General features: G+C 44.4%; 20 protein-coding genes. 10 read left to right on the top strand and 10 right to left on the bottom strand.

All coding sequences use genetic code 11. The features are described from left to right. Together QW597_02660 and QW597_02655 are read left to right on the top strand one after the other, a co-directional pair. Nucleotides 1-1,058 (top strand): aromatic amino acid lyase (locus QW597_02660; protein MEM0155491.1); only part of this gene is annotated, 1,058 nt, incomplete at its 5' end. A gap of 31 nt (nt 1,059-1,089) precedes the next feature. Continuing rightward, nucleotides 1,090-3,111 carry a threonine--tRNA ligase gene (locus QW597_02655; protein ID MEM0155490.1) on the top strand — a complete coding sequence of 674 codons (2,022 nt, stop codon included), beginning with the start codon at nt 1,090-1,092 and terminating at the stop codon, nt 3,109-3,111. Nucleotides 3,112-3,120: 9 nt separating this feature from the next. Here QW597_02655 and QW597_02650 read toward each other — a convergent pair whose 3' ends face one another. From QW597_02650 to QW597_02635, 4 genes are read right to left on the bottom strand one after another with little or no spacing between them, the layout of a single operon-like run. Further along, nucleotides 3,121-4,173, bottom strand: coding sequence for an electron transfer flavoprotein subunit alpha/FixB family protein (locus tag QW597_02650; GenBank protein MEM0155489.1), 1,053 nt, complete (start codon nt 4,171-4,173; stop codon nt 3,121-3,123). Nucleotides 4,174-4,175: 2 nt separating this feature from the next. Beyond that, the gene (locus tag QW597_02645) at nt 4,176-4,973 is read right to left on the bottom strand and encodes an electron transfer flavoprotein subunit beta/FixA family protein (GenBank protein MEM0155488.1); all 798 of its coding nucleotides are present in this window, start codon (nt 4,971-4,973) and stop codon (nt 4,176-4,178) included. A gap of 5 nt (nt 4,974-4,978) precedes the next feature. Beyond that, nucleotides 4,979-5,251, bottom strand: a complete 273-nt coding sequence (locus QW597_02640) for a 4Fe-4S dicluster domain-containing protein (protein MEM0155487.1) — start codon at nt 5,249-5,251, stop codon at nt 4,979-4,981. A gap of 1 nt (nt 5,252) precedes the next feature. Continuing rightward, a complete protein-coding gene (locus QW597_02635; protein MEM0155486.1) occupies nt 5,253-6,545 on the bottom strand; it encodes an FAD-dependent oxidoreductase in 1,293 nt (430 codons plus the stop codon). A 153-nt stretch (nt 6,546-6,698) separates the two neighbouring features. Here QW597_02635 and QW597_02630 point away from each other — a divergent pair, with 153 nt between their 5' ends. After that, nucleotides 6,699-7,352 carry an endonuclease III domain-containing protein gene (locus tag QW597_02630; GenBank protein MEM0155485.1) on the top strand — a complete coding sequence of 218 codons (654 nt, stop codon included), beginning with the start codon at nt 6,699-6,701 and terminating at the stop codon, nt 7,350-7,352. Here QW597_02630 and eif2g read toward each other — a convergent pair. Then, nucleotides 7,349-8,572 carry a translation initiation factor IF-2 subunit gamma gene (gene eif2g / locus QW597_02625; GenBank protein MEM0155484.1) on the bottom strand — a complete coding sequence of 408 codons (1,224 nt, stop codon included), beginning with the start codon at nt 8,570-8,572 and terminating at the stop codon, nt 7,349-7,351. The genes QW597_02630 and eif2g overlap by 4 nt on opposite strands. Nucleotides 8,573-8,574: 2 nt before the next feature. Further along, nucleotides 8,575-8,961 carry a 30S ribosomal protein S6e gene (locus QW597_02620; protein MEM0155483.1) on the bottom strand — a complete coding sequence of 129 codons (387 nt, stop codon included), beginning with the start codon at nt 8,959-8,961 and terminating at the stop codon, nt 8,575-8,577. A 146-nt stretch (nt 8,962-9,107) separates the two neighbouring features. On the opposite strand from QW597_02620, the gene QW597_02615 reads away from it, so the two are divergent. The 3 genes from QW597_02615 to QW597_02605 all read left to right on the top strand — a co-directional run bounded on the left by QW597_02615 (nt 9,108) and on the right by QW597_02605 (nt 11,756). Beyond that, a complete protein-coding gene (locus QW597_02615) occupies nt 9,108-10,760 on the top strand; it encodes a bifunctional N(6)-L-threonylcarbamoyladenine synthase/serine/threonine protein kinase (GenBank protein ID MEM0155482.1) in 1,653 nt (550 codons plus the stop codon). Then, nucleotides 10,757-11,308: an RdgB/HAM1 family non-canonical purine NTP pyrophosphatase gene (rdgB, locus tag QW597_02610; GenBank protein ID MEM0155481.1), complete on the top strand. Its 552-nt coding sequence runs from the start codon at nt 10,757-10,759 to the stop codon at nt 11,306-11,308. Before QW597_02615 ends, rdgB begins: the two co-directional genes overlap by 4 nt. Before the next feature lie 73 nt (nt 11,309-11,381). Continuing rightward, the gene (locus QW597_02605) at nt 11,382-11,756 is read left to right on the top strand and encodes a DUF3198 domain-containing protein (GenBank protein MEM0155480.1); all 375 of its coding nucleotides are present in this window, start codon (nt 11,382-11,384) and stop codon (nt 11,754-11,756) included. Between the two features lie 39 nt (nt 11,757-11,795). Here the strand turns inward: QW597_02605 and speE are convergent, their stop codons facing one another. After that, nucleotides 11,796-12,620: a polyamine aminopropyltransferase gene (speE, locus tag QW597_02600; protein ID MEM0155479.1), complete on the bottom strand. Its 825-nt coding sequence runs from the start codon at nt 12,618-12,620 to the stop codon at nt 11,796-11,798. A 290-nt stretch (nt 12,621-12,910) separates the two neighbouring features. Here speE and QW597_02595 point away from each other — a divergent pair, with 290 nt between their 5' ends. Both QW597_02595 and QW597_02590 read left to right on the top strand, forming a co-directional pair. Then, the gene (locus QW597_02595) at nt 12,911-13,183 is read left to right on the top strand and encodes an HU family DNA-binding protein (protein ID MEM0155478.1); all 273 of its coding nucleotides are present in this window, start codon (nt 12,911-12,913) and stop codon (nt 13,181-13,183) included. Nucleotides 13,184-13,274: 91 nt separating this feature from the next. Then, nucleotides 13,275-14,384, top strand: coding sequence for a radical SAM protein (locus QW597_02590; GenBank protein MEM0155477.1), 1,110 nt, complete (start codon nt 13,275-13,277; stop codon nt 14,382-14,384). 164 nt (nt 14,385-14,548) lie between these two features. On the opposite strand, the gene QW597_02585 is transcribed toward QW597_02590, so the two are convergent. From QW597_02585 to QW597_02575, 3 genes are read right to left on the bottom strand one after another with little or no spacing between them, the layout of a single operon-like run. Continuing rightward, on the bottom strand, nt 14,549-15,739 hold the full coding sequence (locus QW597_02585) for an MFS transporter (GenBank protein ID MEM0155476.1): 1,191 nt from the start codon (nt 15,737-15,739) through the stop codon (nt 14,549-14,551). A gap of 26 nt (nt 15,740-15,765) precedes the next feature. Then, nucleotides 15,766-16,059 carry a DUF5611 family protein gene (locus QW597_02580; GenBank protein MEM0155475.1) on the bottom strand — a complete coding sequence of 98 codons (294 nt, stop codon included), beginning with the start codon at nt 16,057-16,059 and terminating at the stop codon, nt 15,766-15,768. An 11-nt stretch (nt 16,060-16,070) separates the two neighbouring features. Then, nucleotides 16,071-17,093 (bottom strand): TIM barrel protein, encoded by a 1,023-nt coding sequence (locus tag QW597_02575; protein ID MEM0155474.1) that lies wholly within the window; start codon nt 17,091-17,093, stop codon nt 16,071-16,073. A gap of 228 nt (nt 17,094-17,321) precedes the next feature. Here QW597_02575 and dnaG point away from each other — a divergent pair, with 228 nt between their 5' ends. Together dnaG and QW597_02565 are read left to right on the top strand one after the other, a co-directional pair. Beyond that, entirely contained in the window at nt 17,322-18,620 is a 1,299-nt protein-coding gene (dnaG, locus tag QW597_02570; protein ID MEM0155473.1) for a DNA primase DnaG, read from the top strand. Continuing rightward, nucleotides 18,602-20,101, top strand: a complete 1,500-nt coding sequence (locus tag QW597_02565) for an ATP-binding protein (GenBank protein MEM0155472.1) — start codon at nt 18,602-18,604, stop codon at nt 20,099-20,101. Before dnaG ends, QW597_02565 begins: the two co-directional genes overlap by 19 nt. Nucleotides 20,102-20,146: the final 45 nt, after the last annotated feature.

Below are 20,146 nucleotides of genomic sequence, written 5' to 3'. Positions count from 1 at the left end.
TCGCTCTTGCACTCATGGGCGAAGGGAGGATACATTACAAAGGCAATTCCTACGAAACAGATCAATTTCTCAGGGAACATGGCATCCACCCGTATCATTTCACCGAGAAGGAGGGTGTTGCCTTCATTAATGGCACAGCTGCAATATCTTCCATACTATCCATTGAGGTTTTCAGATCATTAAGGTTGATGAAGAACGCAATTGCCTCTGCATCACTTTCATTTGAGGGGCTCAGGGGGACGCTGAAAGCGTTCAGGGAATGGGCTGTGGGTTCCCGGGGGCACATGGGGCAGAAGATCATAGCTGCCTCTTTCAGAGACCTGCTTTCCGACAGTGAGATAGTCAGGAGGTCTAGCGAGGAAAAGGTTCAGGACCCTTACACGCTAAGGTGCATACCACAGGTATACGGTGCAGTTCTTGACACCATAAATTACGTTAAGAGCGTCCTGGATATCGAGATAAACTCGGCAACAGATAACCCGTTGATCTCTGAAGATGAGGTGATTTCAGCTGGGAATTTCCATGGAGAACCTGTCGCTCTTGTCAGTGATTTTCTCGCAATCGCGCTCACCGATCTGGGCAATATGATTGAAAGGCGTGTAGCACGTATCACAGATGGCAACCTGAGTGGACTCCCTCCGTTTCTTGTTAAAAACAGCGGCCTCAATTCAGGGTACATGATACCACAGTATGTTGCTGCAGCACTGTGTAACAGGAACAAGACTCTGAGCTTCCCATCTTCTGCGGATTCAATACCTACTTCAGCCAATCAGGAAGACCACGTAAGCATGGGCATGAATGCAGCGCTTAAACTCTCCGAGATTGTCTCAAACCTGTTTTACATTGTTTCCATAGAGTACCTGACAGGATCTCAGGCGGTCGATCTGATTGCAGGAAAACCATCCGAATTTACCTCACGTATCCATGATGAGGTGAGAAAGGTAGTCCCGACGCTCACGGATGACAGGGCACCATATCGTGATATCAACGCCATTTATGCCATGATCGCCGGCGATAAATATGATCTCGAAAGCCTGAAACCTGTAAGATTGGAATAAATATTTTACCCGGAACCTTATCACCCTATTTATGAGTGCGCAGGAAGGAATGATAAAACTGCGGTTTTCCGGCGGTCAACCATTTAGAGATTCCGTTCCAGAGAGGCTGAGGAAAGACGCAGTTGCAGTGGAATGCAAAGGGGTGCTGCTGGATCTGTCTTCCATTCCGGAAATAGACGTGGAATGCAATCTAATAACAAAGTACTCCAAGCAGGGCATTGAAATATTAAGACATTCTGCGGCCCATCTATTGGCTCAGGCTATCCTTGAACTCTATCCAAATGCATTGCCCAACGCTGGTCCAGTAACGGAAGAGGGATTCTATTATGACTTCGATATGGAACCGATCTCTTCGGACAAACTTCCAGCAATCGAGGCAAGGATGCGGGAGAACGTTGCAAAATCAATTCCCATTATCAGGGAGGAACATAGCAAAACTGAGCTTATGTTTATTTTCGGTAAAAACCCGTACAAGATAGATAAGATCAGAGATAACGTGCCGGATAACGGGAGATCCACAGTTTACAGACAGGGTGACTTTGTTGACTTCTGCCGCGGTCCCCATGTTCCAAATACGTCGTTCCTTGGATCGACTAGGCTGCTGACCATAGCGGCTACCCACTATAAGGGTGAAACTGATGGGACGCCAATGATCAGGATTTACGGAACCGCGTTTCCGGATGAGAAGTCTCTTAACGTATATTTGAAGATGAGAGAGGAGGCTTCAAAGAGAGACCATAGGAAGATTGGTGCCGAAATGGACCTGTTTCTCTTTAACTCCGAGCGTGCCCCTGGGTTCCCCCTGTATTCCCCTAATGGTGTCATTATAAGGAATGAGCTGATGAATTTCATGCGGGAAAAGAACTCCGAGAGAGGATGGATGGAGGTATGGACTCCGCACGTTTTCAGAGATACCATATGGAAACAATCCGGGCATTATGCAAAATATAAACCGGATATGTTTACCTTTGAACTGGAAAACCATGAAGGCTATGGACTGAAGCCCATGAACTGCCCTGGTCACATAACCATATTCGAGCGAGAGCCTCACAGCTACAGGGACCTTCCAGTGAGATACAGTGAATTCGGAACTGTCTACAGGTATGAAAAGTCAGGTGAGGTCGGCGGCCTCACCAGGCCCCGCGCCTTTACCCAGGACGATGGACATGCCTTTCTTTCCATGGACATGATTCTTGGCGAAGTAAAAAGCCTCATAGGGCTCGTAAAAGAGACTTACGAAACTGTACTGGGTACCACAGAGGCTACGTTTGATCTTAGCCTAATGGACCGAGACCACCCGGAGCAGTATCTTGTTGCGTTTGTCTGTCAGGAATGCGGGAACGTGGTAGAGATCAGGAAAGTCAGCAGCAATGAGAAATTCGTTTGCCCAAATTGCGGATCGGAAAAACTTGACCCGGACCTGTCTCAGTGGGATAAAGCTTCAGATCAACTGCGACAGGCTCTTGTAGAATCTGGAATAGATTTCAGAGAGTTCCCCGGGGAAGCTGCATTTTATGGTCCTAAAATAGATGTTCATACCAAGGATGCCATTGGGAGGAGCTGGCAGCTTTCCACCATACAGCTTGACTTTTTCATGCCTTCTAACTTCGGCCTATACTACATAAACAGCCAGAGCAAGAAAGACAGGATTGTAATGGTGCATAGAGCCATATTTGGCAGTCTGGAGAGATTCATGGCCATCCTGCTGGAACACTTTGAGGGAAAACTACCTACCTGGCTTTCTCCAATGCAGATATACCTGACACCGGTGAGCATATCGTCAGCACAGTATGCAGAGGAGGTTTACGAAAATCTGAAGAAAGCCGGTCTTCGCGTTACCATGGATCTTTCCCCGGAAACCATAAGCAAGAAGATAAAGATGATAAGGCTCAGGAGACCATCGTACATCGCGATCGTTGGAGAGAACGAGCGGCAGGACAAAACCATTACGATCAGAGGAAGGGATAATAAACAACAGACCTACTCCATGGAAGTATTCCTGAACAAAATAAAAGAGGAAATAAGAAATAGAAAGATAGAACAGATGGTCTGAAATCTATTATTACTTCTTCTTTGAGGCCATTAGCTTCTTCTTTTCTTCCCTTACGGATTTTATTAGCGCCGGCAGGGCTTCATTAACATCAGCGTTAATCAGGTAGTCCGAGTACTTGAAAATCTCTGCGTCCGGGTCAGTATTGATGGATATTATGGTCTCACTGTTTTTCATGCCCAGTATATGCTGAATCTTTCCAGATATTCCGGCTGCAATGTATAACCTCGGCCTGACTGTCTGGCCAGTCTGCCCGACCTGATGATCCCTGGTTATCCAACCCATGTCTACAGCCGGTCTGGTTGCTCCAACGGTCCCGTTGATCTCTTCCGCAAGCTCCCCGACCATTTTGAAACCTTCAGCCTTTCCGAGGCCCATTCCACCAGAGACAATTACGCTTGCTGCGGTAAGATCAAGTGCCTCTTTCTTCCTGAACTCCAGTACCTGCTTTTTGAGCAACTGCTTGTCTATCTTCACATCCTTTACCCTTACTTCACCCTTTCGAGACTTATCCTTTTCTGGCAATGGGAAAATACCTGGCCTAGCGGTAGCCATCTGTGGCCTGTGTTTCTTGCACAGAATTTCGGCGAGCATGCTTTCACCGTATGTTGGCCTGTTTGCCGATAGAATTCGTGTATCCTGTTCCACATCAAGTTCTGTGCAGTCCGCAGTCACTCCTGCTTCGCAACTGACGGCTATTCTTGATGCAAGATCCCTGCCATTCCTTGTCGCTGGTATCAGAAAAATATTTGGTTTTTCAGTCTTCACGAAGTCCGAGATTATGTGTGAATATGGCAGAGTTGTATATGTCCTGAGGTCTGCAGATTCTGCGCCAAGCACTATGTCACATCCGTAAGAAATTGCCTCTTTGGCTTCATCTTTTATGTCTCCACCGAGCAGCAAGCAATATAACTTCTCGCCGACCTTGTCCGCAATCTTTTTACCAACTCCAATCATTTCAAGAGCAGGCCTGATGAGCTTATCCTCCCTGGTCTCCAGGAAAACAAAAACGTTCTTGTATTCATCAAGGTTAGCAGCTGGAGTAGCCATTTTTATACCTGCCAAGATTACACCTCCTCCAGTTTAATTATATTTTTTTCGTAAAGTTCTTTGACAAGGTCACCAACATTAGAAACCTCGAACTTCTTTGCTGCACGTTCTCGTTCCTTAATGGGCCGCATTCTCCGTACTATTGTCGGAGAACCCCTGACTCCTACCCACTCCGGAGCGAGGCTAATCTTGTCGTGATCCCAGATCTCAAACCCCTTCTTTGTGGCATCTATTTTCCTTCTCAGGGTCTGGATCCTAGGAATGTTTGAGTTAAGCAGAATCGTTACCAGAACAGGAGTGGGAACGCTTACCACTTCTGTTCCCCCTTCTAATTCCCTGTCCGCGATGACTCTGCCGTCCTTGTAATCCACTTCGCTTGCATAGGTAATCTGATCTATGTCGAGAAATTCCGCAACACCAGGACCAACATGACCAGTACTTGAATCGGTACTCTCTTCCCCTGCGAAGATAATGTCAAACTTCCCGATCTTCTTGATGGTCGCGGCAAGAGTCAAACCTGTCGGATACGTATCCGCACCTCCAAAGAATCTGTCGGACGCGAGTATGGCCCGGTCAGCTCCCCTCGCTAAACACTCTATCATTGTCGTTTCTGCCTGAGGAGGGCCCATTGATATAACTGTTATGTTAGCACCGTACTTATCCTTAAGCTTAAGGGCAGCTTCCAGAGCATTTTCATCTGCACCGTTGGTCACGTTCCTGGTCATGCTCCGGTTAAGGTTCATCGTAACTGGATCAATGACAACTTCCTGACTGTCTGGAACCTGCTTGACCATAACTATAATTTCCAAGGTCATTTCCATCACCCATATTTATATTTGATTCCGTGAGCGCCCTTTGGATTTGTCCAGGCGACACTTCCATGAGAGCAAGCCACGTCACACGTTCCGCACTCCACGCAGTCTTCATACTTGAAATTAAGTTTTCCCTCAATCAGGGTGTAGCATTTTGCCGGGCAAGCAAAAGTACAAAAATGATCTGGACATGTTTCGCATATCTTGGGATCCACCGTTATGTGCGCGTATGCCTTGTCGGTCTTGTAATTTAGCACAGCAAGGCGGTCTTCTATCTTCATATCACATCCTCCTAATCATTCTGTACGTCTCAAGCAAACTAGATGTCCTTAGCATACCGTTCTTCGACATTGCATCCATAAGGTTTGATGTAATGTGTTTCTTTGGTTTCCCTTCCTCCATAAAGAGGCTCATCATTAAGGATTCCAGCATCGCCGGGACCTGCTTGTGAACAAAAGGACTCCATGTCACTTCCTCTATCCCTCTGAATGTTTTCATGTCTCTCATCAGATAGGATGAATCAAGCATGTCCTGGTAAACACTCAGAGACTTTTCAGAATAATCACCTTTCTCCTGCGCTTTTATGAATGCATCGGCAGCAACAACGCCAGAGTCTATGGCGTAGTTCATACCCTGCAGTACAAGGCCATTGCTGAAAGAGAATCCCGCGGAGTCTCCGGCTATCATATATCCATTTCCGAAGACCTTAGGCATGGACCTGATTCCACCTTCCTGAACCAGATGGGCACTATACTCCTGCATTTTTCCTCCAGCAATAAGCGGAGCTATGTAAGGATGGTCAAGGAACTCCTGGATGAGATCATAGGAGTGTGTTTCACCATTTTCCCTCAGGTGAGCCATGTTTACGACTATACCAACAGATATGCTGTCTTTGTTTGTGTATAGAAATCCGCCTGCCTCAGTTCCGTTTTTAAGGTAGCCCAGAACGTACTCGCATGCAAAGCCAGCACCACTCTTCAGATTGAACCTCTCATTAATCGTACTTTCAGGCAGGCTTATAACTTCCTTTACGCCGATGGCCACGTCATGATCAGACAGACGGTCATGGATACCTGAAGCGATTGCAACTCTTGGGTTTGCTCCCTCGCAGAGAATCACTGTGTCTGCGGTAATGACATCTCCTTCCTGCTCAACTCCGGTGGCCCTGCCTCCCTCCATATGGAGTTTTTCAACCGTGACACCATTTATAACCATTGCTCCAGCTTCTTTGGCTTTCTTGGCGAGCCACTGGTCAAACTTTGTCCTCAAGACCGTATAACCGGTCTTTTTCTGCTCGAGTTTTTTCGAACTGAAATCTATTGCGATCTTGGAATCCTGAGTCAGGAAAGCGACTGATTTTGTGTCTACAAATCTTTCAATCGGGGCTGTTTTCTCCCAATCCGGTATAATGGCGGACAGTCCATTCCCCCAGAGTACACCTCCGGATACATTCTTGCTCCCAGGAGGGTCGGATTTTTCCACCAGCAGAACATTTTTCTTCGATGATGCAAGTCGAATAGCAGCCGACGCTCCCGCTGGGCCGGCTCCAACTACAATAGCGTCAAACTCACTCATTTCTATACTGAATTTCTGAATCAATTATAATGTTTTGTTTGATTTATAACGGCTATTATTAAAGCTCCATAACACAAAAAGGTGTCGCAACCTCAAGCGGTCACGGACATTATATGGCAACAATTTTATCGGGAAAGCAATCCATTAATTGAATTGAATACAGGGGAAATTTACGCAAATCTGCTAAACCGTTATGGTGACATGAAATGGTGGCCGGCCAATTCAACAGACGAAGTTGTAATTGGTGCCGTATTGACCCAGAATACGTCATGGAAAAACGTGGAGAAGGCTTTGAATTTACTTGCTAAAAATGGAATCCTGAGCCTAAAGGGGATTTCTGAGTCGGGAGAACTGGAGATCATAAACGCGATAAAACCATCCGGTTTCTTCAATCGGAAAGCACGGACCCTCAGGGTTCTGGCAACAGAGATCCTGAAACGCTACGGGAGTATTGAGATGATGAAGGCTGCATCACTTTCGGAAATTATGAATTTCCTCAACGGCGTAAGTGGAATTGGCAATGAGACCAGAGACGATATCCTGCTGTATGCCTTAGATATTCCTGTGTTCATCGTTGACAGTTACACCAAGAGAATTATGACCCGAGTCAGAGGATCACTGGAATTTGTGGAAAGCTCAAGATTTGTATCTGAAACAATCTATGATCTCGGCACAGATGTTGGAAAATTAAAAAATTATCACGCCATGCTTGTCCAGCTGGGGAAGGATTACTGCAGATCGAGTCCACTATGTTCTGGCTGCCCACTGAAAAATATGTGCCTGTACGCTAGAGATCACGATCTTTAAACGATATTGGTAATTTTCCCATAACCAATAAGCCTCCACCGGTTGGAAATTCTCCTTCCGATAGCCACTCTTTCCCCTATATCTGTTGCAACAGGGTACTTTAAAGTAAGCTCAACGTTCTGATCCCTTACGGCATTCGCCATCCCAACCGTGTTAGCTGTTCCCACGGTAAGCATGAGGTTCTCCTTTGATTTCAAAGGTTCGACCTTCTGCTCTTCTTCAAATCCTACAACCCTCTTGAGAAGATTCACTTCGATAGTCATATTGAAAACAACACTGGGTACCTTTCCAACTTTCCCGATAATCTTTCCTGTAAAAGAATCCCCCTTAGTGAGGAATGGATCAAGTTTGGTGCCAACTGCTGCAAGGCCGCCAGGAATTATACGCTCATATGTACTCTTTCCAGCCATCAGGCTGACGATCTCAGTTACAACATTTTCCCATGTTGTCTTGTTGCCCTTGGTTACCTGTATTCCGGGGGTTATCTCTATCTCATCGCCCACAGACAGCGAACCTCTTATCAGTGATCCCCCCAGGACACCCCCCTTAACACTGAGTGGGTTAGCACCGGGCTTGTTGACATCAAATGATCTGGCGACATACATCATTGGGTTGGCATCCGGATCGTAAACCGGCGTAGGAATGACGTCATTTATGGTTTTCATGAGAACATCTATGTTTGTGTTGTGATAAGCACTAACTGGTATTATTGGCGAATCCTGCGCAATGCTTCCCTTCAGGAAGTTCTTTATTTCCCTATAACTCTCCAGGGCCCTTTCCCTTGTGACGAGATCTATCTTATTTTGCACCACTACTATGTTTCTTATTCCCATTATGTCAAGGGCAGTGAGGTGCTCCCTTGTCTGCGGCTGAGGGCATTTTTCATTCGCGGCAATAACAAGAAGTGCTCCATTCATTATGGATGAGCCTGAGAGCATTGTGGCCATAAGAGTCTCGTGACCAGGTGCATCCACTATAGAAATTACCCTGCTCAATTCACAATTTTCATTGGTTCTTTTACCAGAGTAAATTTCATTGCCCTTATCGTCTGTACATCTGTAAATAGGCACATCTGCATACCCGAGTTTTATTGAGATTCCCCTCTTTATTTCCTCAGAGTGCACATCAGTCCTTGTTCCTGTAAGCGCCAGTGTCAGAGTGCTTTTGCCGTGGTCAACATGGCCAACCATACCAATATTTACAGAAGGTTGAGGGAGCATCACTATTGTTCCTTCTTTTCTTCCTTTCCACCGAGCGGATCCGGCCCATATTGAGTAACTTTCAGATTCAGCTGGGCTATGTCTGGCCCGATGATTGACCCTCTGAAGGTGACCCTCTTTCTCTTTCCATTTTTGCCCCTGCGACCTTCCTTATAGGTAACAAGAATCCTTTTCTTTCCACCTATCTGAAGATCACGCTTCATGGGAAAGCCGTCATTCGAGCTTCCGCCTGTCAATTTCATCTTGTATCCCGGCAGGTTGAAGAATATCCCGTCCAGTTCATCACCTATCTTTCTACCAACTAGTGCGTTCAGAGAGTCCTGTGTAACTTCTACTTTGTAAGTTTTACCGTCCTTCGGATCAGCTATTATTGCAGTCGAGTTTTCCATCTGTACAACCTTCTACTTTATCTGTATTACGCGGCAAATTTGCTTTGAAATTGCTATTCTTAATTAGTAGCTTCCTAATAAAAGTATAGATGGGAAAAGCGTGCTCCAGATAAAGTAATGACCTAAGAATGTTACAAACAGGGACCATGCCCTTAAACGAAGCCACCAATCCTTTTTTAGCCAGAGAGAATTCAGTCAGGATGCGCGTTCTCGGGATTGAGGGTACAGCCCATACCATTAGCTCTGGTATTGTGGATGAGAACTCAGTGCTTTCCAACGTGAACTCAGTATACATACCGCCAAAGGGCGGAATACACCCCAGAGAGGCAGCAATACATCATGCGTCAGAAGTTTCTAGAGTTATCAAAAAATCAATCCTTGATGCGAGAATTGATATAAGAGATATCGACCTTTTTTCCTTTTCGTCAGGGCCTGGACTTGGACCTTGCCTGAGGGTTGCGGCCACTGCAGCCAGGACACTTGCAATCAAGTACAATAAGCCAATTGTGCGGGTAAACCACCCCTTAGGGCACATAGAGATTGGCAGAAAGCTTTCAGGTGCAGTGGACCCGGTGATGCTCTATGCTTCAGGCGGGAATACACAGGTTGTCGCACATGTAAATGGGAGATACAGGGTTCTGGGCGAGACCATTGACATTGGTGTGGGAAACATGTTGGACAAACTCGCCAGAGAATTTGACATTCCGTTTCCGGGCGGGCCAATTATTGAGAAAATTGCACGTAAAGGGACCAATCTTTTGGATCTGCCTTACTCAGTGAAAGGAATGAACTGCTCATTTTCTGGAATATACACTGCTGCCCTGGCGTACAAAAGAGCTGGGAAGATCATGGACGACATATTTTACAGTGTGCAGGAAACGGCCTTTTCAATCCTCGTTGAAATTCTCGAGAGAGCCCTTTACCTGACAGGAAAGAGAGAAATAATGGTCGCAGGCGGTGTCGCTAAAAACGATCGTCTGAGAGAAATGATAACTGCGATGGCAAGTGAGTCCGGCTATGAGGCAAGGTTAACAGACAAACAGTACTGTATGGACAACGGTGCTATGATAGCACAGGCAGGGATGCTACTGTTCAAATCCAAGGGTGGAGAGAGGATCGAATGCACGCAGGTAAACCAGCGAGAGAGAATTGATTCCATAGATGCTCCTTGGATAAGATCCGGTAGATTCTCTCCCCAGGAAGGAATTGGTGCGGAATCAGTGACTAAAAAAATTAGTTACTTCGGCAGGAGTGCGATCCTAAAACAGAGGATGAAAAAGGGTTACAGAAACCCGCAACTGGATAGCAGAATCCGCATGGCACGCCAGAGAACAGAATTCGTCATACTCAAACGGCTGGGCGAACTTGGGTTAAATTCCCCCGTGATCTACGATTACGACCCTTTCAACAACACCATTACGATGGAAGATGTAGCAGGTGAAACACTTTCTGTTTACTTAGAGAAGGGGAGAGACATAGAGAGGGTTGTCTCAAAAGTGGGAAGAGTACTGGCAACTATGCATACCAATGGAATTACTCACGGAGATCTTACCACGAACAATATAATGATAAGGGGAGAAGCGATATATTTAATCGATCCCAGCATGGGCAAAATTGGGGGAAATTTAGAGGAAATAGCTGCGGACCTATACCTGATTTCTGAATCATTTAAAAGTATGAACAGCGAGACTCCTGTGCTTACTGACTTACTCCTGCAAGGCTACAGTTCTGTTCTGAAGGATCCAAAATCCATCTTCGATACCCTGATCTCAATGGAAAGCCGGAGAAGATATGTATGATAAAACTGGTAACAAGCAATGAACATAAGTACAAAGAGATAAAATCCATCTTCCTTGAATTCGGCTTGGAGGTTGAATGGGTAAAGATGAGTTACGAAGAGATTCAGGACGAATCCACTGCCCGTATTTCGGAGGACAGCTGCAGAAAACTTCAGGGCATGATTGAAGATCCATTCTTCCTGGAAGACACGGGTCTCTATATTTTGACTCTGGCTGGGTTTCCTGGCCCATATTCATCGTACGTAAACAAAAAAATAGGGAACAAAGGAATTCTGAAATTGGTTGGAAGTGACAGGCGCGCCTATTTTGAAACAGTAATTTCCCTGAGTTATGGGGGAAATATATACAAATTCGACGGTCACCTTAACGGTACAATTGCCAATGCGGAATCTGGATCCGGTGGGTTCGGATACGATCCCATTTTCATACCGGATAAATATAACATCACTTTGTCAGAAATGGGAGAAACTGAAAAGAACAAGATCTCTCACAGGAGAATAGCTACAGAGGATCTCATCCGGTTTATAAATGACACGATGCGGCTATAACGCATTCTACAAAGCGCTTTTTGATTTTACACCATAACAACTTAAATAATTCCAGATTATACTCTTGCTGAGTATGATCACAAAGTGGAAGGATTACCAGTTCTTTATTTATCTTATACTCCTTGCAGTATCTGTCCTGATTTTAATAATTTCCATGAATGACGTATTGTTCCATAACAATAGCTTTTCCGCATATTTCATGACATTCTCACCTTTTGGAAACTGGGTCTACTGGATTTTTGCGGCTGGCATTATTTTTACAATTATTTTCTTTTATCTCTTTTACAGGGTCATCCTTGATATGAGAAAGTTCGATGAACTTGTTTCAAAGGGCAGCAAATTCAACTTTGTGAAGTCTCTGAAGGAGCTTAGAACAATATCGAAGAGGCTTGGTCCCAGGTACCAGAGGCTACTGTCAGAAGCCATGGAGAAGTTCAAAGTGAAATGAACATCTCTTCTTTTGAGGCAAAGCTGGGCATTCATTGAATTAAGATAAGAGGTCTTTTACGAATTGTGGAAGACTGAAAGATCCCTTTAGAATTTCCGAGTTGAAATATCTTCCTGACTTAACTTTATCAGTTCTGCCGGACATGGCAGTATCACTTCCAAGTGTGAATGACCAGAAACCGCTCGGGTAGGTCGGTATAAAGGCAGTATAGACAGAGACATGCTTGAAAACCTTTTTGAGTCCATTCCATGCAAGCTTGAGACCTTCAGGCTGATAAAACGGTGACCCGGATTGTGTTACCATCACTCCGTGAGGTGTTAGAGCATCTTTGACTGTCCTGTAGAAATCTTCATGAAAGAGGACCTCAGCCGGTCCAACTGGATCCGTTGAATCGACGATAATGATGTCAAATTTTTCCCTCGTGTTTTTCAGATAATCTGCTCCATCCCCTATAATTAGATTTACCCTCTTATCCAAGAAAGAAGATGCTAATTTCGGGAAAAATTTCTTTGACACCTCCACAACCTGAGAATCTATTTCTACATTAGTTATCCGTTCCAGCCCAAGTTTCAGCAATTCGCCGGCAGCTCCACCATCGCCTCCTCCTACAATCAGGGCATTTTTTGGTCTTTCATTTATAATGTAGTATGGCACACTTGTAATCATTTCATGATAGACAAATTCATCCTTCTCCGTAATCTGCACGGTGCCATCTATCGACAGTAATTTTCCGAAATCATAAGTTTCAAAAAGATCAATCCTCTGGAAATCCGTTTTCACGGAGAGGAGTTGGTCCATGACACGGAAAGAAAGCTGCAGATTATCAGAATACCTCTCAGAAAACCAGTTTTCTATGAGCTTCATATATTCTCCATTATTTCAGAATATTTAATGCTACTTTTAGTTTTTACTGACTTTTGTCTCATAAAACTAAGAGCAATGTTTGCATGCATATAGGAATCACGCAAAGATTAAATATTAGATGATGAGTTGTTACACCAGCTATTTTACGGCATCTCTGAACTATGTTATTATGTGATGATTTTTATTATAATATTGATATATCTCAAAAATGCTTGAAACATAGCGTTTATATAAAATCCGATGCAAATATTTTAATACTTCTAATTATATTATCATACTGGAGGGATTAAGTGGTAGGAATAAGCGAAATCTCTAAGTCTGTAGCGAAGAAGACTAACTCGACCCAGAAAGTGGCAAGAAATGTCATAAAGACGTTTCTGGACACAGTGATAACAGAGTCCGACAGGGGATCGAAGATCAACCTTGCTGGATTTGGAATCTTCGAGAGAAGAACCCAAATGGCAAGGAAGGCCAGAAACCCACAGACTAAGAAGATAATCGATGTGCCCTCAAAGAAGAAATTCGTCTTCAGGGCATCCAGCAAGATCAAATACAAGAAGTAATCTTTTATTTCAGACCTTATATTTTCTTTTTAATTTTTTGACCTAATTATTCAGGGTTGTATCTTTTATCTTAATTTATCATGCATTTGAAGTGATAGAACATTCAATTTACAAACCTCAACTGATTTTTTGGGAGACAACAAAGGCCTGTCCGCTAGCGTGCAAGCACTGCAGAGCTCAAGCCTTGTTAGAGCCACTTCCAGACCAACTTTCGCCTGAAGAAAGCATTAGTATGATTGAGTCTTTAACGGAGTTCGGAAAACCATACCCTGTGCTCATCCTGACAGGAGGAGACGTTATGCTCAGGAAGGATCTTGAATCCATACTACGGAAGGCGAAGGACCTAGGAATCAAAGTGGCACTGAGTCCAGCAGTTTCTGAGAAACTAAATGAGGCATCAGCTAAGCTAGCTCGTAGGTATGGAATCCATTCAATATCGCTCAGTCTTGATTGGTCATCACCGGAGAAACAGGATTCGTTTCGTGGAAAATATGAAACTTTTGCGAGGACACTGGATGCAATTCAGATCTTCAGCAGTTACGGAATTCCAGTACAGATTAATACTACGGTATACAGAGACAATTTGTTTGACCTTCCCAAAATGCTCAGCCTCATCTCAAGACTTGGGATAAAGGTCTGGGAACTTTTTTTCCTAATAAGAATAGGTCGAGGAGAGGTACTGGACGACCTTACCCCCTATGAGATGGAAGCTGTAAATGGATGGATTGCCTCAATTAAAAAAGAGAGAATGTCAATAAGGACCGTGGAGTCCCCCATCGTAAAAAGGATTGAACTTCAGGGGCAAATCTATGAGGGAAGTTTAAAGAATGAGGTTTACCAGAAACTTATTTCCAGCACAGAAGCGGACTTCTCCTATAAATATGGAGAGAACCCCGCATTACCTCCTGGTCGAAGAATGAAAACAATATTCATAGGTCAAAACGGGGATGTTTTAATCAATGGTTTTGTGGAACGATCTCTGGGAAATATAAGGAAATCATCGATCACGTCTATCTGCACAGACAATGAAATACTGGACAGACTAGAAAGGCCAGGCTCGTTCAATGGGAAGTGTGGCTACTGCGAATATAATAAAGTTTGCGGCGGATCAAGGGCTAGAGCTTATAGTACAACCGGAGACCTGTTTGGAAGCGATCCGGGATGCATATATGTTCCAATGGAGCAGAGACTAAATATGTAAGGTTAAAGTTTTATATATCGAAAGAAACTGAAATTTTTATGCCTGTACTTGAATGCTCAATAGCGCCTCCGGATGAAAGCGGGGAAAGGCTTGAGAAAGAATATCCTGCATTCAAGTACCTTGTGCTCGCTATACTGTTCTTTTTAACTTCAAAGTTGAAGTCACTAAGATTTAGAAGGGGCACTAGGAAAAACGTCGCTGGATCTTCTAAAAGAGACTATTAGAGAAGTCCCCATAGCAATGACTCCTGACAGTACCCACGCATAGGTGTAATTATTGTTAAAAACAGATACGATGAAAGTGAATATGACGGGTACAGCCACGCTAAATGCCAGCTGTATTGTATTAGTAAGGGCCAGGGAGAAAGAAACCATGGATCTGTCAGCTACTTCCATGCTAACCATGGTATATAATACTGAGAAACCGGCCACTACGAGGAGACCCTCAGCGGACAGGATCAACAGGAGAAGATAAGAATTCCTTGTGAAAGGAATAAGGGAAAGTACTATCCCACCGGTAAGCATTATAGAGAAAAATGCAAGTTTCTTCCTAGGTATTTTCTGGATCTCTTTCCCTGCAAGCACCCCTCCAACTATTCCAACAATCATAGAAACTCCTGCGAGCAGGCTTGCAGTAAACGTTGTTAGACCAACGAAGGTCTTTCCATAGTAGACAAAGAACTGGCCTATTAGTGTCTCTGCGATTATACTCGAAAACCCAGCTATTGAAAGAATCCAGATATCGGGCATTCGTGAAACAGCAACTATTTTTCGCGGGATATCTTTCGCTGATGAAACCTCTTCATGTATCCCCCTGAAAACCCCGGCATTTTCCATGGCCATAATCAGTGCCATCAGCCCAGAAACTACCAGGGCTGCGCGCCATCCCACATCCTTATCGAGAATTGCCCAGCCTATTATTCCAATTCCTGCTCCTACATTAAAGGCGCCATTGTAAATTCCAACATGTGTTCCAAACTTCTCATGTGGGACAATGTTACTGAGTGCGCCTATACCTGGTGAAAAGAATAATGCTGCTCCTGCCCCTGCAGAAACCCTTGATAGAAGCATTATGGTTAAATTTGGCGAGAGCCCAGTAATAACCGTAGATCCGCCCAGAATTGAAAGACCAATAATAGCGATTTTGGCGTTTCCAAGTCTTGAAGCAAGAATGCCGCCAATAAGTTGGAATACAGCAAGGCCGGCATAAAATCCTGCCGTTATTATACCCAGCTGAGTAACGTTTAGGTAAAGGTCACTGCTTATGTACGACAAACTGGGTGCCATAACGAACCAATTAAGGGCGTATACAGCTCTTGAAACATGTATTGAACCAGCCCTTAGAAGATAGTTCAAGTTTTTATCTCCGTATCAGGTTTCTCTCAAGTTTTTGACATCAATTTCTTTCGTTCCTTTGAATTATACCCTGTTATTTCTTCTATCAGTGTGTTGTAAATACTTATTGCCATTGCGGCATTTTCCCTGATACTGTCTGAAGCCGTTTCAACCAAGAGCTTCTTTCCATCTGTTGAGAGATCAATATCTGAAAGTCCGGGACAGCTGGAATGAACGTGGTCTCCATCAACTCTGGCGTTTCCAGTGACGCCTTTCGCTTTGTCCCTGATATATTCCAGACTCAATTTTGTTCCCTTTTTGACTGGATACTCCCTGACCATATTCTCGACCCCTAATGTACAGCTTTCTTAATAGTTGTTTTCTTCTGAAGCTTCTTTGAAAAAGTTCTAAGATAGATAAGGTACATATACTGTGCATCATGTTCAAGCAGCGGGGATGATGATATAATGGTTATATCCTCGTCTCTGCTGGCTATTGCTTCAGAAAGCGTTTCAAATTTGAGGTCCCCGTGCTTTATCGCTGTCAATTTAGTCTCATTGTGATCCTGATATTCAACCCCGGAAAATTCAGTGTATATGTCTCCCTTAGAAAGTTTGGCAAACTGATCTATAAGATCCTCGAAGTCCTTTATCTCAATCAAAGAACCACCGGAAAGAGAATGAATATGGGGGAAATTTATAATTGGCTCAATTTCCGGGACTTTCTTAGCTAGAGCCATCAGATCAGGTACTGATCCGAAAATTTCACTCTTTCCTGACGTCTCCACAGAAATTGTAGGAAAGCCGGAACCACTGGGACACACGTTATATATTTTTGAATAAACTTCACTTGCCCTCTTCAAGCTTTCCTTCTTGTTTACCTTGTAGAAACCAGTATGCGTGACAACTCTTCTGGCCCGCATTGCCTTTCCAACTATTAGGGTCCACTTTAAGTGATCGAAGGATCGTTCTCCTATGTCACCTTCATCCAGGAGGTCCATGTAGTAGGGGGCGTGCATGGAGAGATTCACATCTAGTTCCCGGGCTAAATCTCCGCCCTCCCTGAGTTCATCATAATTCCTCGCCATGTTCCAGAAGATTTCCTGAACAATGTCATTCTCTTCTATGGTAGACTCTATTCCCACAGGCATGTAGTTTCCGGTCTCATCGCTGCGCAGCACTTCCACTATAATCGACTCTTCCACATCCTTTGGCTTCATGCCGGAGTACTCTAGTGCAGGTCTCTCTTCAATATTCACCCTGAGAAGTTGAACCTCAAGAGCGTCCAGTCCAAGATTGTGAACATCTTCAACTGATTCAATAAATGTCCTACCCTTGCTAGTAAGTGGAATACCTGCTATGCCAAACCTGATCATGATAAACTTCTTAGTTAATGTTTAATTCATTATATAAATTTCCGATTTTCGATTAAATTTCAGATATTATGAATGCATCCCAAGATGTCCATGGATGTTGGACAGTTTACTGTCTATTTCCTTATCGAACAGATTATATATCCTGTAGTCATACAAACAGGATGGTGATAGAGAGAACAGACTATTGTTCTATCGTTATCTCACAACAAAATATCTACGGTGATAATAATGAATGTAGATCCAAATTTAACAAAATACATGATCAAAGCCAAGATATCGACCGATGGGGTGGTTGAAAAACCAGACGTAGTTGGTGCTATTTTTGGGCAGACAGAAGGCTTGCTTGGTAACGAACTTGATCTCAGAGATTTGCAGAAAAGCGGTAAGATTGGAAGAATAGAAGTCGAGATAGATAGTAAAAAGGGCAGGACTGAAGGGTTTGCCCTGATTCCTTCTGGCCTTGATCAAGTGGAAAGCTCGATCCTCGCCGCCTCGCTTGAAACGATAGACCGCATAGGCCCGTGTAAGGCTAAGGTAGAGATAGAAAATATAGAGGATGTCAGAATCCAGAAGAGAAGAAAGGTTGTTGAACGAGCAGAAGAACTTTACAAAAAAATGGGAGAAAGCGGCAAGACCGTGAGCGAATCGATCGTCCAGTCCGTTAGAGAAGAGGTGGAGAAAGGTGAAATTACAACCTACGGAGAAGATCATCTTCCTGCGGGACCTGCAGTAAAGGATTCAGATTCCATTATTGTTGTGGAAGGAAGAAGCGACATACTGAATCTGCTCAGATACGGAATAAAGAATACAATAGCAGTGCAGGGAACCAATATACCCAAGACTGTACAGACTCTCTCAAGAGAGAGAACTGTCACAGTGTTCCTTGACGGTGACAGAGGAGGAGATCTGATTCTTAAGGAAATGTTGCAGGTTGCCGAAGTCGACTTTGTTGCCAGGGCACCTCCTGGAACTGAGGTTGAAGAACTAACTTACAAGCAGATCGTGAAGGCACTCAGATACAAAACACCTGTGGATCAGTACCTCTCAATGAGGGGGATGACGGAGGAACTCAAAGAACTCTCAGAAAAAAACTCTACCGAGAACCAGAAAGGTCACAAGAAACTAATCCTGAGGCAGGCAGAAACACTTGAACCTAAAAAGAACAGAGAAGAGGAAGAGCCTCATGAGGAGCCAACCGAGCCAGAAATTACCGATGATCCTAACAAAGTTGATCTGTCTAATCCAAGAGCGATTGAAAAGAAGGCCAATAACTTAATGCAGGACAAGCTTACAGAGTTTTACGATAACGTCGGTACGAGAGTTGCCTCTTTCCCGGTAGCTGAAGCAGTTGATAAAATGCTCGACGTCACATCTGCTGACACCCTCATCACAGGGGGAGTCATTTCTCAGAGACTGGTTGATGTTGCTTTCACGAAAGGTATAAGGAATATATACGGGGTAAAAATGGGTCATTTGACCAAGAAGCCGTCTGAGATAAGGGTAGTATCATGGGAACGACATTCCTGAATGCGAACTATGAGGAATTTGCTGACACTTCTTTCGTAAAGATCCCCAGCAATCCACTGGATAGGGTCATAGGGCAGGATGAAGCGGTACGAATGGCCATGATTGCTGCGAAACAGCGCAGGCACCTCCTGCTCGTTGGACCTCCCGGAGTAGGCAAGTCCATGGTTGCTCAGGCCATGTCATTTTATCTGCCCAGGCCAAAGGAAGAGATCAGGGTGGTTCACAACCCCCAGTACCCTGAAAGACCTTTTGTAGAGGTAAAAAGCGCAGACGACGTAAATGCAGAAGCTCTCGAACTTGGATCCGTGGAGGGGATGATAATAGAACCCCAGAACGTACCTGTTAGTGTTGCAGAACGCCTTGGGTATAGGTGCCCCAGATGTGGTTTCTATTCTGCTTACACAGAGCAAGTCTGCCCGAACTGCAATTCGCCCAAGGTTCAGGTCAATACCCAGGGACCCTTCGGAGATGTTTTCAACGTAATTGGAGCTGCATTCGGTGTTCAGAATAACAGTGAGAGAGTTACCTCCACCAGGAAGCTTGGAGACAGGGAAGAGGTAATTGTTTACGAAAGGGCCGGGGAAAATATAAGGATACTAGATGAAAAAACTCTCGAAAGAAAGAGAAAGATGGAAAAAAAGAGCCCGAGCAAGGTCATAGTTCCATTGGACAGGACCCCATTCGTTCTTGCGACGGGTGCAAGCGAAACCGAACTCCTCGGCGATGTGAGGCACGATCCATACGGTGGGCACCCTCAACTTGGAACCCTTCCATTTGAAAGGGTCATTGCTGGCTCCGTCCATGAAGCCCATGAAGGTGTTCTATTCATAGACGAGATTACACACCTCGGAAATCTGCAGAGGTTTATACTTACCGCTATGCAGGAGAGGAATTTCCCAATAACAGGGAGGAACCCCCAGAGTGCTGGAGCAAGTGTCAGGGTGGATAAGGTCCCTGCAAATTTTGTACTGGTTGCCGCGTGTAACATTCAGGACCTGCAATACATTCTTAGCCCACTACGATCAAGAATCGTTGGGAGCGGATACGAAATCCTCATGGAAACGACCATTCCGGATACAACAGAAAACAGGATGAAATATATACAGTTCATAGCCCAGGAAATTATTTCAGATGGCAAGATTCCTCATATGACGATGGATGCAGCTAGCATGATTATAGAGGAAGGTGCCAGAAGAGCTAAAGAAATCGACCACAAAGACAGATCACTGACGCTTAAACTGCGCGAGCTTGGGGGCCTGATCAGGGCTGCAGGGGACATTTGTGTATCCGAAGAAGGAAAGATAATAGAGAGGAAGCATGTGCAAGAAGCATTGAAAATGTACCTGCCGGTCGAGGAAAAAATAAAGAAATATTACGGAAACCTTGGCGCTGCCATATCATCAGAGTCTACGGATGCTCAGAAACAGGGCGAATACTTTTCCAACTACCATAATTACCGGGATGACCGGTCATATCAGTAATCGAACCGTCGCTAAATTTAAATCGATTCTACTATCACAGCATAA

The organism is Thermoplasmataceae archaeon, from assembly GCA_038729425.1.
Lineage (GTDB): Archaea > Thermoplasmatota > Thermoplasmata > Thermoplasmatales > Thermoplasmataceae > B-DKE.
This window is presented reverse-complemented; position numbering and strand designations above follow the sequence as displayed.